This is a genomic window from Bradyrhizobium sp. Ec3.3, from assembly GCF_000472925.1.
Classification (GTDB): Bacteria; Pseudomonadota; Alphaproteobacteria; order Rhizobiales; family Xanthobacteraceae; genus Bradyrhizobium.
This window is the reverse complement of sequence record NZ_AXAS01000007.1, coordinates 201,237-215,462: the sequence shown is the minus strand read 5'-3', so window position 1 is coordinate 215,462 and position 14,226 is coordinate 201,237. Positions and strand designations below refer to the sequence as shown.

Genomic DNA, 14,226 nt, shown 5'->3' with positions numbered 1-14,226 from the left:
CGCGTTCACGTTTACGCAACGTTACTCCTGTTGGTTTAAGTCAAAGAGAACCGTGAATGCTCGTTCGATTCATAATCCGTTACGTTTTGAACGGAGTCCTCTGTTTCGGCGTTTTCGTTTCAACCGGAACACAGATGGCGCTCGGCGCTTCCCTGTCGCTACCCTCGACCGCTTATCGCTATACGGTTCTGGATCAGGAGCTTTCTGCCGCGCTGCAGGAGTTCGGCAACAACCTCAATATCAGAGTCACCATCAGCGCCGAGGTGAAGGGACGGATTCGCGGGCACATGCCGGATCTGCCACCGCGCGAGTTCCTCGATCATCTGACGCAGCTCTACAATCTTCAATGGTATTACGATGGGCTCATGCTTTACGTGTCTACCGCGAAGGAAGCGCAAACTCGTCTGCTTCTTCTAACTTCAATCAGCTTTGACGCGCTCAAGGCGACCCTGGATACGCTCAACATTTCTGACGAGCGCTACATCTTGAGACCGGCACCGGGAAATGGCCTCGTCCTTGCCTCCGGTCCGCCACGCTTCATCGCACTCGTGGAACAGACGCTCAATGGTCTTGTGGCGGAGGCGCAGGCGCGACCACGCTCCGCCCAGATGCCGTCGCGGGACTCTGTGCTGATGCTATATCGCGGCTCCTCAGCGACGGTTGTTCGAGATGGGCGAGCTGAAAGCCCCTCTTCTTCAGATACCCCGCGCCAGGACGGCGCCTTGCCCGCGCACACGGCGGGCCAAAGATGATATTGAGGCGCGCTTGTTGCCGAATTCCTGTCAGCCGCCCCCTCAATGAGCCCGTTACGCTGGGGGAGCTTGGACCGATCGTCCCGGTCAGACACCGTACAAGGATGGCAAGGCGTTGCGTCTCATAAACCGGCTCTAGACAGGCGAATTGCCGCTGCGCCACCTTGTCTTGCATTCTCGGGATGGCCGGTCGCCGTTCGGCACCATCCGCCAGGGCTGAAGTGCCGTTGCACCGGCGGCGCGATGCTCCGGCCGGATTTGGTCCAAGCCAAGAAATTGTCAGGATCGGCCTTGCAAGTTCGCCGGGACGTTCGTCACGTCACGCCGTCGGCGCCGACCGACCCGTTGCGCCCTTTGGATGACAGGCCTCGCCGCAACCGCTCACAATCCACGAGGTGATGCAGTGAGATTGGCACCTTAAGATTTTTCTCATCGCCAAATCAGCCTATTTTCGATGAGGATCGTCACACGCCACCGGAACAGCGAACTCGACCAATATTTCCCAAGGCCGACCGCACTCAAGCCTTCCAAAGCCGCGTGAGACAAGCAGAAGTGGAATTTCGCGGGGTCCCAGATGATGTGGCCCGCGCGAACATCTAAGGATGATCGCGCAGGCGCCGGTTTGGCTAGCGAGGCCTGCACGTTCTGCTCAAGCGGAAGAGCTATCTGATCTCTTCTACCGAAAAGAGAGGCTCACGCCTCGCCGCCATGGTGGGCAAAACCGGGCGACGGCAACCGAGCGCCGAATGGTGCCGATACCGTCGAACGACCGTTTAACAAGCCGCCTTCAAGCAGCAACCGGCAAGTTTGACGGTCCGGTCCTCGCCATCGCGACTGGTCTACCAGGAATCCTAAAGCGATCCCTACATAAAGTCATGCTCATCCTCGGACTGGACGCGCGGTGCTTCGCTCTGGCTAACACTGTCCTCGGCTTTGGATAAGTATAGGCCCGGCTTGTCCGCCCGCTGCCATTCATCGTCCCGATTTTTGATCCACTTTTCGGGATGCTGGGTGGGATCAAGCACCATGTTATCGTCATCCACATCAACAAAGCCCAACTGCAGCGAGCGGGCTCTCGCTTCTCGATTAGCAGGACGAGAATGGAGCAGCGCGTTATCGCCGTCGAGCCGAAGCTGATGTTCCAGCAGGATATCGCCCGCGTTATCGACGAGCGGATGAACAATCTGAAGATCTACAGTGGACGTGACTTCGTTTCGTCCGGGGAACGATTTCCGCCACTGTTCTCCTGCGAACACGTCGCGCATCGCAAATCCGCCCTCCGTTCTCAGAAGACCGACACTCTTGTTGCCGAGCTGATAGCTGAAATAGCGCGCGTTCGCGGTATCGTACTGCGTGGTTCCGTATTTCTTAGCGACCTTTTTTGTGCGCTTGGCCTTGTCGGATATGTGAGGCGAGTACTCTTGTGGGTTCGCGGCAATATGCTTGATCTCATCGCCATGGTAAGCCTTTGCCTGTTCAGCAAATGAGCGCTTTGAGAGCTCCACGACAGGGGGGCGGTCGAGCAGGGAGTACGCCCGCGACGAAGACGAACCAGCGTGTGAGTTCGATTCCAAGTGGATGTTTTCAAGCGCTTGCAAGAAGCTGTGGCTATCTGCCGAATATCCCGCCTCATCAGCGTGGCTATCGTTGCTGAACTGGCTGGATGAGCCATGGATTCGGCCATACATGGAAATTTGCCTCGTGTCGGTGAAGTTGCGTGGCAGCGCGTTCAGGCTGCAGCTCAGGTGGGCGGAGATTGATAGTCGCGCCAGCTGACGCCTAGCTGACGCGCTAGGTGAGCATCTGCATCGGCTTCTAGGTGGCGGGCATTCGACCACGGCGATGCACGCGGCTCGCGTGTCATGGGTTGCAGGACAGGGTTCACGGTGCTGGCTATCGAACGGGAGTGACAGATTGCAACTTTGCGCAATCTCTGATTCCCTGGCGCTGCCGCGAGAGGCTTACTTGCACCTGCACCTCGTCATACCATCACCTCGCGGGAGTGGCGCTCGATTTAGCCGGCGATGTCCGGTTGGCTGATGTTACCGAAATCGCGATTTCCCAACATGAACGTCGCCGGCGCACACAAGCGCGGACGTTCTTGAGAGAGGCTATAGAAATCGGCTTCTCGAAACGCCGCCACTGTCCTGCAAAGGTATGTCGAGCTGCAGCGCGGGCAGTTAAGCGGTAACGGTCCGGCGGGGACGCCGAAAGGACAGTAGCTGTCATTCTGATTCCTCGTCAGCTTCTCGAAAGCTAAGCCTCTTAGCGAGAAGGTGTCGATCTGGGTCCAGCGTTAACTGTTCGGATCTGCCAGTGGAGAATGGGATGGATCCGCTCAACAATGTCAACCCATTCGAGGCCCCGGATTTCGCCGGGACGGACCACGACGAGCTGCAACAGTCTCGAGTGGACCAAACGGGGTTTCAGCAGCACGTGAACGAGTTGCACCTGCGCGAGCGCCCGCCGCGCAATCCAAATCGTCGCGGCGAGCATCCTTATGTTGTGTCGAACCGAGATGCGGACTGGCTAGACCACGTTGGGGAAGGCACCTCGCGGTTGCCCTCGAATCCGCCCGCCTCCTCTGAACAGGGGGGCAATCAGCATGTGGTTTTTGTGGCCGCCAATCGCGGTGGCCAGTTGCCAGCCAGCAGTTTCAGTCTGACCGAATATTGGCACGGCATGGATTCAGCGGTCCACTTGCCCATGCATAGTATCGATCAGGAGGAGTATTCGTGGGCGCAGGCCGATGATGAGTGGCCAACGACCCCCAAAGCTCCTTGGGACCATAATCTCGAGGCATCGAGCCTCGACCGACAGCCTCGGTCGGGCGATGGCAATACTTCAGATGAAGGGCACTGGCTCACCCCGGCAACGGCGCAGCGGGTCGAAGCCTTGAGCGACGGGCGGGCCTCTCCCGCCGGTGCGATCGGCGAACCGAAGAACGTTGATAACCCCATCCTCCGGCAATCGCAGCTTGACCATATCCTGAACAGTTGGGCTGGCGAGGAGGGGCAGACAGAAGACGAGGACCGGCAAGAAGCGGTAAGACGAATCAAAGCCTGGGGAGAGGCTGGCGACGTCTATGCGCGGCTGGAGCTATCATATCTACGCCTGACGACCTTGCCCGCCGCTTTCCCTTCCGATCTGCAGATGCTCAACGTCAGCGACAACGAGTTGATGCACCTGCCCGACACCCTTCCGACCGAACTCCGCACGCTCGAGGTCGGCAACAATCGTCTGATCAGTCTGCCTGACATCCTGCCGGCGGCACTTCAGTCACTCGCCATCGCTGGCAACCAGCTGACCAGCCTGCCCGTAACACTTCCGGAGGGTCTTCAGACACTCGCCGTCGGCAGCAACCACCTGACCAGCCTACCAGAAACCCTGCCGGCCGAGCTCCAGGACCTCGATGTCCGCGGCAATCGGCTGACCAGCCTGCCTGAGACTCTCCCGGCTGGACTTCAGTTACTTGCCGTCGGCGGCAACCGGCTGACTAGCCTGCCCGATACCCTCCCGGTCGAACTTCAGGAGCTCGAAGCCGACGGCAACCGGCTGACCAGCCTGCCCGAGAGCCTCCCCTCCGAGCTCCAGTTGCTTTTCGTCCGCGACAACCAGTTGCCTAGCCTGCCCGATACTCTCCCGCCTGAGCTCCAGAGGCTTCATGCCAGCGGCAATAGGCTGACGAGTCTGCCCGAGACCCTCCCGGCCGAGCTCCAGGTGCTCGAGGCGCGCGACAACCGGCTGGCTAGCCTGCCGGAGTCCCTGCTAACGCAGCTGGGCTCTGGGTGTATGGCTTATCTGGAGAATAATCCGCTATCCGAGCGGGTGCGGACGAATCTGGCAGCAGCCCTGAATGCGCCAGGCTATGTCGGTCCTCGGGTCTTCTTTTCGATGGACGAGGCAATCGCGGAAACTCAGGCGCGGCCGCTGCCCGAAGTGGTGGCGGACTGGCTCGACGAGGCGCCCGAGTCATTGGCCGCCTGGCAGAACTTCGCCGACGAGGCGGGTGCTCCCGAATACGCAAGCTTTCTCGATAGGCTGCGGGACACCGTGAATTCTGGCAATCCCCAGTTCCGGCAGGCCGTGATCGAAGATCTGCAGCAGGCGGCGACGAGGCCGCAATTGCGCCAGCAGTACTTTCAGCAGGCCTTCGGGGCGAGCGAGAGCTGCGAGGATCGCATCACTTTGACCTGGAACGGCATGCAGAGCGCACGTCTGAGCGCTGACGTCGAGGGCGGCGCCTATGACCATCGGCTCGGTGATCTCGTCGAACAGGGCCGCGTTCTGTTCCGCCTAGGCGCGCTCGAGGGAATCGCCCGGGAGAAGGTCAACTCGCTCCGCTTCGTCGACGAGATCGAGGTCTATCTCGCCTATCAGGTCAAGCTGCGCGAGAAGCTGGAGCTACGGCACATCGCCCCGGACATGCGCTTCTTCGGCGTCTCATGGGTTACCGACGACGATCTCAGCACGGCCGAGACGCGGGTGCGCGACGAGGAGGCGACGGGGTTCGCCGACTATCTGGCAACCCGGTGGCAGCCCTGGGAGACGGTGGTGAGCCGGATCGCCCCCGAAGCCCATGCACAGATGCAGGATCGGCTCGTCGAGGCAATGGGCGAGGAGTTCGACAGCCGCCTCCAGCAACGGCTTGCCGATCATGACCTGATCGGCAACAGAGATGCCGAGCGTCAGTTCGGAGCGCAGATCCGTGACGAGATCGCCCGCGAGATCAAGGGCACGCTGACGCGTCAGGTGCTCGCGGACCACGGGCTTGAGCTGTGAAGCGGCCGTCCAATTGCGAGGGGCTGTCCATGCTGTTTTTTTGCCGATTGGACCGATTTCTACCGCTCCACGAAGGCTCTCAGGATGTCGTGGCCGCCATGTGCGGCCCCCTTGTCATGGCCGCGGATCTCGGCCCGGCGCAAATGGGGTGGACCCGCATCGAACCTGCCATGGTCGGCAGAGACGTGATGTCGGCTATGCCTGCGGGCTTCCTTCGCCAGCAGGAAGCTTGGATCAGAACCGGCCTGATTGGGGAATCCAAAACGCTTCTGGTCGCAAATCCGCTCTACTGCGTGCGCCCGAGCATCAGTCCCTCGCCAGGCACCGCGGTGTCAGATTGGCGAAGCAATGCCGCAGCGAGCAAGGCCGAGAAAGCATGGCCGAGGCCCGGCAATATCAGCGTGACCCCGTAGCCGAATCTCGCTGCGATAAACCCACTCGCTGCGAAGCCCACCAACGCGAACGCCGACATCACCGAAGTCAGGAACGCGACATCTGTGCCGCGTTGCCCGGCCGGGCGAGCCAGAAACCAGTTCGTGAATATGCTGGACTGCAAGTGCCGCGAACACGATCCCAACGCTCGCGACGGCGCTCACACGAACGTCAACATAGCCATCAATAATCGCAAGCGCTCCAAAACCGAAGGCCAGGACTGCGCAGCTCCAGATCAAGCCTCGGTGCGGCGTCATTCGCGCGAGGATCGCGCTGGTGCCTTAGAGTGTTGTCATGCATCGTTGCTCGATCTGGCGAAATCTGCAGCCTTAGCCGACGTCGTCAAGGCTATCGCCCTCGACCATGAAATGATGAAGGGCCTTCTTTTCCGAGCCGACGATTGCAAAGCTATGATTTGCGGACATTGACGTGGGACAGGTACAGTCCATACGGACTCAAGCCGATGTCCCGCACCTTGACGCCCAGCAGGTCGCGATGCCAGCAATGCTTCGACGTCCTCGACAGTGAGCACCACATGCCCCATCACAAGCGTGCCGGTAGGAAAGCCCTCTATGGGTCGCTCGGACTTGAACGGCTCGGACGCGAGCTCAGAGTTGCAAAACACTTGCCGGCGAGACGCTGAACGGATCGGTTTTTCGACATGGCGTTAGTCATCGAGCGCAGGTGATCGAGGCGACCGGCGTGGATGGTGCCTCGCACAGGCTTCGCGAAAAATACTTGGCGAAAAACACTTGGCGAAAAAGACTTGCGTGTGCAGTGCGGTCGCGTATTATTGCGGTGCGGTAGCGTCTCGCGCTGCCGCTGCCCTCCTTGGGCGTTTCCTCCCTAGACTTGGGCCGCTTGTCAATCAAGCGGCCCTTTTTTCTTGCCCATCAGTTCGAGCATTGAGCTCGCGTGTGCCAGATTCAGCATTCGCCTTTGATGCGGAACGATATAGATCGCGATCTTGAACGCTAGGTTGCTTGAGTTTGGCATGCTCTGCGAGCGCCTCCTGTAGGTTGTCGGGCATGGAGCTTTTGGATCCCGCAAGGATTCGTTCCAGGGCTGATTGACACGCCACTCGTCAGGGACACAGGAATTGGTGCCCGCCAGCAGCACGAAAGGGGATCGAACTCCTCGCCCAAGCCACTTCGAAATCATCCGGCGGGAGGGATCGCGGCAGGTTTTCAATCTGCGTCCTGAGCACGCATCTAGCCGAGGTAACGCAATGCGCGGTCGCGCGCCGTCCGTCTGCATCGCGCCTTCCCGACCGCGCCTCGTATGCCGCGCAAGGTTCTCAAAATGCATCTCGGTCATGAGCACACCTACGGCTGCAGCGTATCCCATGCCGGCGGAGGCCGAGCGCCCATGAAGGTAACGCGGCTCGGCAGATAAATCGTGCGCGCTGCAGATCCATCGGGGTGCGGAAGAGGGAGCAGGTGATTCGTGTTTGCGAAATCGTCGTCATTCGACCTCTGCTCCTTCGGCCGAACAGCGTGATCGTCAGCTTTGGAACCATTGTCCAGAACTTGACGCCGGCATGCAGTGCGAAGCGACCGGTCAGAACCTCCAATTTCAAGCGGCACGTTGATTGCATCGTTCGGGCGCCGGCGGACGCGGTTCTCTCTGCATGTCCGCTCTTCGAAACCGAATGCACATCTTCCGTCTGCTTCCGCCCACCTCGCAACACACGCGAGTGAGGCTAGCGCCCCTGTTCGGGACATTTCCCATGAAAAAGTCGCTCCGCCTCCTCGCAGCGTCGCTATCCATGATCTGTTTGATGTCTGCGGCACTCCCCCAGACGCTGCCGGCCGCGACGGAGGCGAACGATCCTTTTCTTTGGCTCGAGGAGATCGAAGGGCCGCGCGCATTGGCATGGGCTCGCGCCGAAAACGACAAGACGCTCCGTGTGCTCCAATCAGATTTCCGCTATCAACGCTTCTACGAGGAGGCGCTCAACATTCTCCAGGCCAAGGACCGAATTCCGTACGTTTCTTTCGGACGGCGCGGTCTCGACAATTTCTGGCAGGACGAGAACCACGTGCGCGGCATCTGGCGGCGTACAACGTTTGAGAGCTATCGCGCCCAAGACCCGCGCTGGGACACCATCCTCGACATGGACGCGCTGGCTGTCGCGGAGAAGAAGAACTGGGTCTTTAAAGGCGGCAGCTGCCTGCCGCCGGAAGAGCGCCTGTGCCTGCTCAGACTTTCCAATGGCGGCAAGGACGCCGTGTTCGTGCGCGAGTTCGACGGCGACGCCGAGACTTTCGTCATGACCGGCTTTGATCTTCCGGAGGGAAAGCAGAACGTCAGCTGGGTAGATAACAATACGATCCTGGTTGCACGAGATTGGGGCGACGGGACCATGACGAAGGCCGGCTACCCGTTCGTCGTGAAGGAGCTCAAGCGTGCTCAGCCGCTCGCTCAAGCGCGCGAGGTCTTTCGCGGCGAGCTGACCGATGTCGGGACCACGCCATTCGTGCTGCGCGACAGTGACGGCACCGTCCATGCGACCGGCGCCGTGCGCGCCATCAGCTCGTTCGAGAATGAGCATGTCCTCTTCGGGCCTGAGCGGCCGATCAAGCTCAATCTGCCGAGAAAGGCGAACATCGGCGGCATTGCCAGTGGCCGCCTGCTCGTGACGCTAAACGAAGACTGGACGCCGCCGTCCGGCGACGCCCGGTTCGCAGCCGGCTCGATCATCTCGTATGACCTGGCCGAATGGAAGCAGGATCCGCTGCGCGCCAGACCCACGCTCGTCTTCCAGTCAGGGCCTCGGCAGGCTCTCAGCGGGTTCAAAGCCACCAGGAACCTATTGATCCTGACGATCCTCGACAATGTTCAGAGCAAGGCGTTCGTCTACAAGTACGATCAGGGCACCTGGCTAGTCACGCCGATCCCACTTCCAGAGAATGCGAGTGTCGGTCTTTCTGCCGCATCAAATGAAACGGACGAGGTGATGTTCACCGTCTCCAGTTTTCTCCGGCCGACGTCGCTCTGGTACTTCGACGCTGCAACCGAACGCCTCGAGACACTGAAGACGACACCTTCTAGGTTCAATGCGTCTAAATATGTCGTGGAGCAGTTCGAGGCGACGTCGCGCGACGGCGCCGGCATTCCCTACTTTCTGGTGCAACCCAAGAGCGCAAGGTGTGACGGATCGACTCCAACCCTTCTTTATGGCTATGGGGGATTTCAGATTCCGCTCCTGCCGTCTTATGCGGGGCTTATGGGACGGCTCTGGCTCGAGCAGGGCTATGCATATGTCGTCGCGAACCTGCGCGGCGGCGGCGAATTCGGGCCGCGATGGCACGAGGCTGCCCAAGGGGCAACGAAGCAGCGCACATGGGATGATTTTATAGCCGTTGCTGAGGACCTGATCCGCCGCAAGATCACGTCTCCGCGCCGGCTGGGCGTAGTCGGCGGCAGCCAAGGAGGCCTGCTGGTGGGGACCGCAATCACCCAACGACCTGACCTCTTCAATGCCGCCATCGTGCAGGTGCCGCTGTTCGACATGCTTCGGTTCACCAAGCTGGCCGCCGGCGCCTCCTGGACCGCCGAGTATGGCGATCCCGCCTTGCCTGAGCAGCGCGAATGGATCCAGGCCTACTCGCCCTATCAGAAGTTAGTGCCGGGCCAGACCTACCCGGCCCCCTTCATTCTCACCTCCACCAAGGACGACCGCGTTCATCCGGCACATGGCCGCAAGGCAGCCGCAAGGCTCGCTGAGCTAGGCCAGCCCTATTTCTACTATGAGAATCTTGACGGGGGACATAGTGCCGCCGCCAATCTCATCGAAGACGCACGGCGGGCGGCCCTGGAATATACATATGCATCTGGGCGGCTTGGATTGAGTGAGGTCGAAAAGAAAGGTCGTTAAGCGACAAGTGCATGCGGCAATTGCCTGAACCGCTGAGACCGCTCCAGTGCACTGGCGCTTTCGCGCGAGCGACGCCACGCCTACGCCTTCGGGGAAGGTGGGCCTCGTCAGCTTCTCGAAAGCTTGCCCGTGACCGCATCTTGTTCCCTCAAGCGGCGATTGCGCATTTCGCGACATAGGTCGAGCCCTCAGCATCACGGCACCGGCCGGAATACGACCAACGGCGCGCAGGAATTCGTAGGTGAGGTGCAGCTGGCTGTTCCCGGAGCGCGCGGAGTTGGCGTTCTCCGCAAGCCTGCGGGCCGCGAGCAAGATCGGTCGTAGCCGGGACTCTCAGAAGCAATCATTGCGGTTTCGCGCTAAGAAGCGCTGATCTACGATACGCGCGCGAACCCGAACTTGCTTGTGACCTAGTTCGCTGCCGGCCTGATCATCGCTTCGACCTCTGCGCGAAACGCCTGCCGTGAGCCTTCGCGCGAGTAGAACATGTGGCCGCCCGGAAAGACCACGAGCTTGACCCGCGGCACTGAGGCAAAGGCCGGCAACTGGTCGAGCAACATCTTCGAGGCAAAATAAGGCGTGGCAAGATCGAACAGGCCGTGCCCGACCAGCACGTTCATCTTCGCGTCCGTCGCAAGCATCTGGCGCAGCTCCGACAGCGACTCGGGAGGTCTGCCGCCAAAATCCCACCCCCGCCAAACCGCGCCGTTCAGCACCTCATAGGAGCCGTCCGGCCGCCAGTTCAGCTTGCGCGTGAGCAGATCGACGGCGGCACTGGTCAGCGGCGCCTGAAGCGTGTCGCCCGAGGGATCGCCGAAACGGGAGGCGCTGGAATCCGGATAGGGGTCGAAGCCGCGCACAGAGGCATCGTAGCGGCCGGTCACCTTGCCATTCTTGCGGTCGAGCTCGCGGCGGAATTCACCGATGTCGAAGCGGCCCGAGAGCCTGCGGCTCACCGCCTGGTCGATGCCGGTCAGCGTGGCGACCTTGTCGGCCAGACGCGTGGCCGCCTCCCTGTCCGCCTCGCCTTTGACGAGGTCGGCCAGGAACTCGCCGCGCGCATAAGCTTCCACGTCGGCGAGATCGGCCCGCTTCACCGGTCCCTTGGCTTCGCGCACGGTCGCGACATAGCTCGGCAGCGTTGCGACATATCGCAGAAGGCTCGTACCTGAGAACTCGCGGTAGTCGAACAAGGGCGAGATCATGATCAGCCCCTTGACGCCGACGCCCTGCTGCATCTGCAACTGGGCTACGACCTTCGGCCCGCGAATGCCGCCATAGCTTTCGCCCGCGACATATTTTGGCGATAGCAGCCGGTCGTGCTTCTCGAGCCAGCGGCGGATCACCAGCGCGAGCGCACTGACATCGCCGTCCACGGAATAGAACCGCCTGCGGACATCCTCACCGGTCGCAACGAAACGACTATAGCCGGTCCCGACGGGGTCGATGAAGACGAGGTCGGTGAAATCGAGCCAGGTCTCCGCATTGGGCTTCACCTCAGAGGAAGTCGATGGCGTGACCTCGTCGGCGTTGATCGGCAGCCGCCACGGACCGGCGTTACCAAGTTGCAGCCAGGCCGACGATGCGCCCGGCCCGCCATTGAAGAAGAACGTCACCGGGCGCGTGGCGCGGTCGGTGCCGTCGAGCTGATAAGAGGTATAGGCGATCTCGGCCTGCGGCTCGCCCTTGTCGTCGAACAGGCGGATGGAGCCTGCGGTCGCGGTGAAGGTGAGCGTCCGTCCAGGCAACTCGAGCGTCTGGCGGGTGGTGGAGTCCGGCGGCAGACGATGCGGCTCGGCCATAGACTGCGTTTGGCCGGCCGGTGCGCCGGGACCGCCTTTCTGGCCGGCAGGCGTCGCGGCATCGGAACGCTGCGGCGGATCGTCGGCCCAAGCGCTCCCCATCACGCCGCAGGCAAACATGGCCAGCACAAGACAGGCGCGGCGCAGCGCGGTCAAATCAAACTGCATCGAGTTTCTCCGCTTCCGGCCGCTCTTTGCGTGCACGAGGCGTGTCTCCCAGCCCTACTCACTTAGCTGATAGTCGAGAAATTACAGGCCTACTAAGTTCGGTAGTATTCGCTATCCTTGGGTCCCGCCTGTCGGCGGCAGCGCCAGAGCAGCGGGCCTGTGCTTGCAGATGGCGATCGCTTGCCGACGAGCACATCCACACGGATTAGGAGCTCCTGGCGCACGAATTGCATCGAGAAAACCCGCATCTCGCCGCCCAGATGTGGTTCATGGATGGCCTCATAGCCCTTGGGCGCCGGCTTGTGGGACAAACCTGGAGCGAGTCAACATGTATAGACCCGCCGGCGCGGCTACGCGCGCTCATGAGAGAAACGTACATTGAGAACTTTGCAGCATACGAAGCGCGGCTAGAAGGCGCGATCCAGACGGGGGGTTATAAGTTTTGAACGTCGATTGACTGTTTTGACGTGCAGAATTCGAGCAGTCCCGAGGCGCGTTCCCGGCGATTTTCGATCACGTGTCGTCGACCCGACAATAGGCCTCACGTCTGTAGTTCATCAAATTGCAGTTGCGCTGCTGACCTGCTTCCGTTGGCAAAACCGCGGCCAGAATAGCGCGAGGCGGGTTAAAACATGCCAATGGCCGAGACCGAGATCGACACCGTCACCGCGGCAATCCCCCGCCAGAATCCGCTCTGTTCATCACGCCCCGCCACAGGCGGCATGTCCTGGCGATGGCAATGGAGCTCGTCCAGATCGTGCCGATCGCCGCGTTCGAATGCTCATCGCAACCTCCAACTTCAGAGCGTTGCGACGACCGATTGAATCCGCCCTCTTAAAGACCGGTCACTGCTCGCGGCCGCGTCGTTTGATGCGCTTTCGGATTCGACGCCCGTATCGAGATAGCTCTGCTGGGTGCGGCCATACACATAAACGCCGGCATAGAACGGGTTGGTGAGGACCTGGTGGATCTTTGTGTAAGTGGGGGCGCCCCATCGGAGGGGGACGCCGGTCTTCTGGCTTAGGGGGCAATCATTTGCAGGCCGAATGACACGCCGGTCTCAGACGTCGTAAGCCGCAGGCTGAGACCGTTAGCCGGCGTGGCTTACAATGAGCACAGATCGCCCCGTCCCACGAATCTTCACTTCGAGGTCACGGTCATATTGTCGAAGTTGAAGTTCATTCCGCCTGGCGATGAGGTGATCTCGACGCCGTATTGGACGCTACCGACGTTTATGTCGCCGAAGTAACCCTTCGACTTGATCCACTCTAGGATGCCTTTGATATCCACTGTCCCGCTATTGCTCTTCGAAATGGGCACGAGCGAGATGACGTTGTGACCATTATTCCCTTCAAACACGTTCCAGGTCGTCCCTCCTACAGCGACATTGCGATAGACCGGGATCGACGCCCCGGAAGGGGCGTATTTATACGAAATGGGCTTAACGTTGCCGCTACCGTCCGAGTTTCCGGTGTAGTTTGTCCAGATCATGATCTCTTGCTGGTTTGAGCTGTCCCAAATATCATAGGCAGTGTCCCAAGCCCCGCTTTTAGGAACGTGCTGATTGAAGGTCGAGGTCAAAGTGTTGATTGCACTGAGCGGCTTTCCGATATGGACAGCCTCGTGCGGATAGCTCTTGATGCCACCAGTTCCAGGCTGGTTCGACCACACGCTCCATCGGTTCGCTTCATGCACCGAAATGGTCTGAGGCCCTGCACCACTGCCCCACACGTCGTTGTTCCAGGTATTGCCATCGCGTGAAAAGTGCCCGTATGGATCGCTCGACCTCCAAATCAGATTCTGTGCCGGCATCGGGGCGGTCGCCGATGACCTGACATTATTCACAGCCTGGCTAAAAAGATCATGTTCCTCCTGTGAGTAAACGTAGCCCATTGGGGACTCTGGCGAGCCGGCACCGTTTATCCGATTAAAATCCATAGTGCTCTCTTCCTCTTTCTGCCAGCGGGGTATCCTGGAATGGGTGAGCAGTTCAGTCTTAGGTGGCCTCATCTGAAGGCAGGTTCGAATTCTACGAAGCTTGGCTTTCGAGAAGCTGACCCGTGCAAGGAGAAAGGTGGACTGCGTATTGCCTCACAGATCGATGCTCCCGAGTGCGATCGGTTGCCTCATTTATTTGCTCCCGGCTTGGGTTGAGGAGGAGGCCGGGTGCGGAGATGGCCGGGGTTTCGGAGCGCCCGGCCTCCTCCGCTGGCACCTGGCACATCATTGGGTTGTTGTGCCCTCGTGCCCCAGCAGCGCTCTCTCCGCAGGAACGAACAATAATGCACAATGAGAGCTTTGCAGCATACGAAGCGCGGCTGGAAGGCGCGATCCAGACGGGGGGTGCTATAAGTCTTGCACGTCGATTGACAGTTTGTGACGTGCAGAATTCGATGCCAGCAGTCCGAAG

Annotated in this window: 9 protein-coding genes; 5 read left to right on the top strand and 4 right to left on the bottom strand. The window is 60.3% G+C overall.

Annotated elements, in window-relative coordinates; genetic code table 11:
• Window positions 1-56: 56 nt before the first annotated feature.
• Window positions 57-752, top strand: coding sequence for a secretin N-terminal domain-containing protein (locus YUU_RS0108960; RefSeq protein ID WP_198031722.1), 696 nt, complete (start codon window positions 57-59; stop codon window positions 750-752).
• Between the two features lie 863 nt (window positions 753-1,615).
• On the opposite strand, the gene YUU_RS0108955 is transcribed toward YUU_RS0108960, so the two are convergent.
• Window positions 1,616-2,440: a hypothetical protein gene (locus YUU_RS0108955; RefSeq protein WP_027522065.1), complete on the bottom strand. Its 825-nt coding sequence runs from the start codon at window positions 2,438-2,440 to the stop codon at window positions 1,616-1,618.
• Window positions 2,441-3,080: 640 nt separating this feature from the next.
• Between YUU_RS0108955 and YUU_RS0108945 the strand changes: the two genes are divergently transcribed.
• From YUU_RS0108945 to YUU_RS0108925, 4 genes are all read left to right on the top strand, one after another.
• Window positions 3,081-5,534 carry an NEL-type E3 ubiquitin ligase domain-containing protein gene (locus tag YUU_RS0108945; protein ID WP_027522064.1) on the top strand — a complete coding sequence of 818 codons (2,454 nt, stop codon included), beginning with the start codon at window positions 3,081-3,083 and terminating at the stop codon, window positions 5,532-5,534.
• 29 nt (window positions 5,535-5,563) lie between these two features.
• Window positions 5,564-5,947, top strand: coding sequence for a hypothetical protein (locus YUU_RS58495; RefSeq protein WP_156944178.1), 384 nt, complete (start codon window positions 5,564-5,566; stop codon window positions 5,945-5,947).
• 123 nt (window positions 5,948-6,070) lie between these two features.
• Complete coding sequence (locus YUU_RS58490) at window positions 6,071-6,394, top strand: hypothetical protein (protein WP_156944177.1); 324 nt, start codon at window positions 6,071-6,073, stop codon at window positions 6,392-6,394.
• Between the two features lie 1,301 nt (window positions 6,395-7,695).
• The gene (locus YUU_RS0108925; RefSeq protein WP_027522062.1) at window positions 7,696-9,846 is read left to right on the top strand and encodes a prolyl oligopeptidase family protein; all 2,151 of its coding nucleotides are present in this window, start codon (window positions 7,696-7,698) and stop codon (window positions 9,844-9,846) included.
• 410 nt (window positions 9,847-10,256) lie between these two features.
• Here the strand turns inward: YUU_RS0108925 and YUU_RS0108920 are convergent, their stop codons facing one another.
• The 3 genes from YUU_RS0108920 to YUU_RS0108905 all read right to left on the bottom strand — a co-directional run bounded on the left by YUU_RS0108920 (window position 10,257) and on the right by YUU_RS0108905 (window position 13,709).
• On the bottom strand, window positions 10,257-11,816 hold the full coding sequence (locus YUU_RS0108920; RefSeq protein WP_027522061.1) for a S10 family peptidase: 1,560 nt from the start codon (window positions 11,814-11,816) through the stop codon (window positions 10,257-10,259).
• Window positions 11,817-12,615: 799 nt separating this feature from the next.
• Complete coding sequence (locus tag YUU_RS62650; RefSeq protein WP_084801381.1) at window positions 12,616-12,864, bottom strand: recombinase family protein; 249 nt, start codon at window positions 12,862-12,864, stop codon at window positions 12,616-12,618.
• Between the two features lie 92 nt (window positions 12,865-12,956).
• Complete coding sequence (locus tag YUU_RS0108905; RefSeq protein ID WP_245287976.1) at window positions 12,957-13,709, bottom strand: glycosyl hydrolase; 753 nt, start codon at window positions 13,707-13,709, stop codon at window positions 12,957-12,959.
• Window positions 13,710-14,226: the final 517 nt, after the last annotated feature.

Bases quoted from the DNA above. Each gene is read 5' to 3' on its own strand.
- YUU_RS0108960 (WP_198031722.1), top strand. From the start codon at position 57: ATGCTCGTTCGATTCATAATCCGTTACGTTTTGAACGGAGTCCTCTGT.
- YUU_RS0108955 (WP_027522065.1), bottom strand. From the start codon at position 2,440: ATGTATGGCCGAATCCATGGCTCATCCAGCCAGTTCAGCAACGATAGC.
- YUU_RS0108945 (WP_027522064.1), top strand. From the start codon at position 3,081: ATGGATCCGCTCAACAATGTCAACCCATTCGAGGCCCCGGATTTCGCC.
- YUU_RS58495 (WP_156944178.1), top strand. From the start codon at position 5,564: ATGCTGTTTTTTTGCCGATTGGACCGATTTCTACCGCTCCACGAAGGC.
- YUU_RS0108925 (WP_027522062.1), top strand. From the start codon at position 7,696: ATGAAAAAGTCGCTCCGCCTCCTCGCAGCGTCGCTATCCATGATCTGT.
- YUU_RS0108920 (WP_027522061.1), bottom strand. From the start codon at position 11,816: ATGCAGTTTGATTTGACCGCGCTGCGCCGCGCCTGTCTTGTGCTGGCC.
- YUU_RS0108905 (WP_245287976.1), bottom strand. From the start codon at position 13,709: ATGGGCTACGTTTACTCACAGGAGGAACATGATCTTTTTAGCCAGGCT.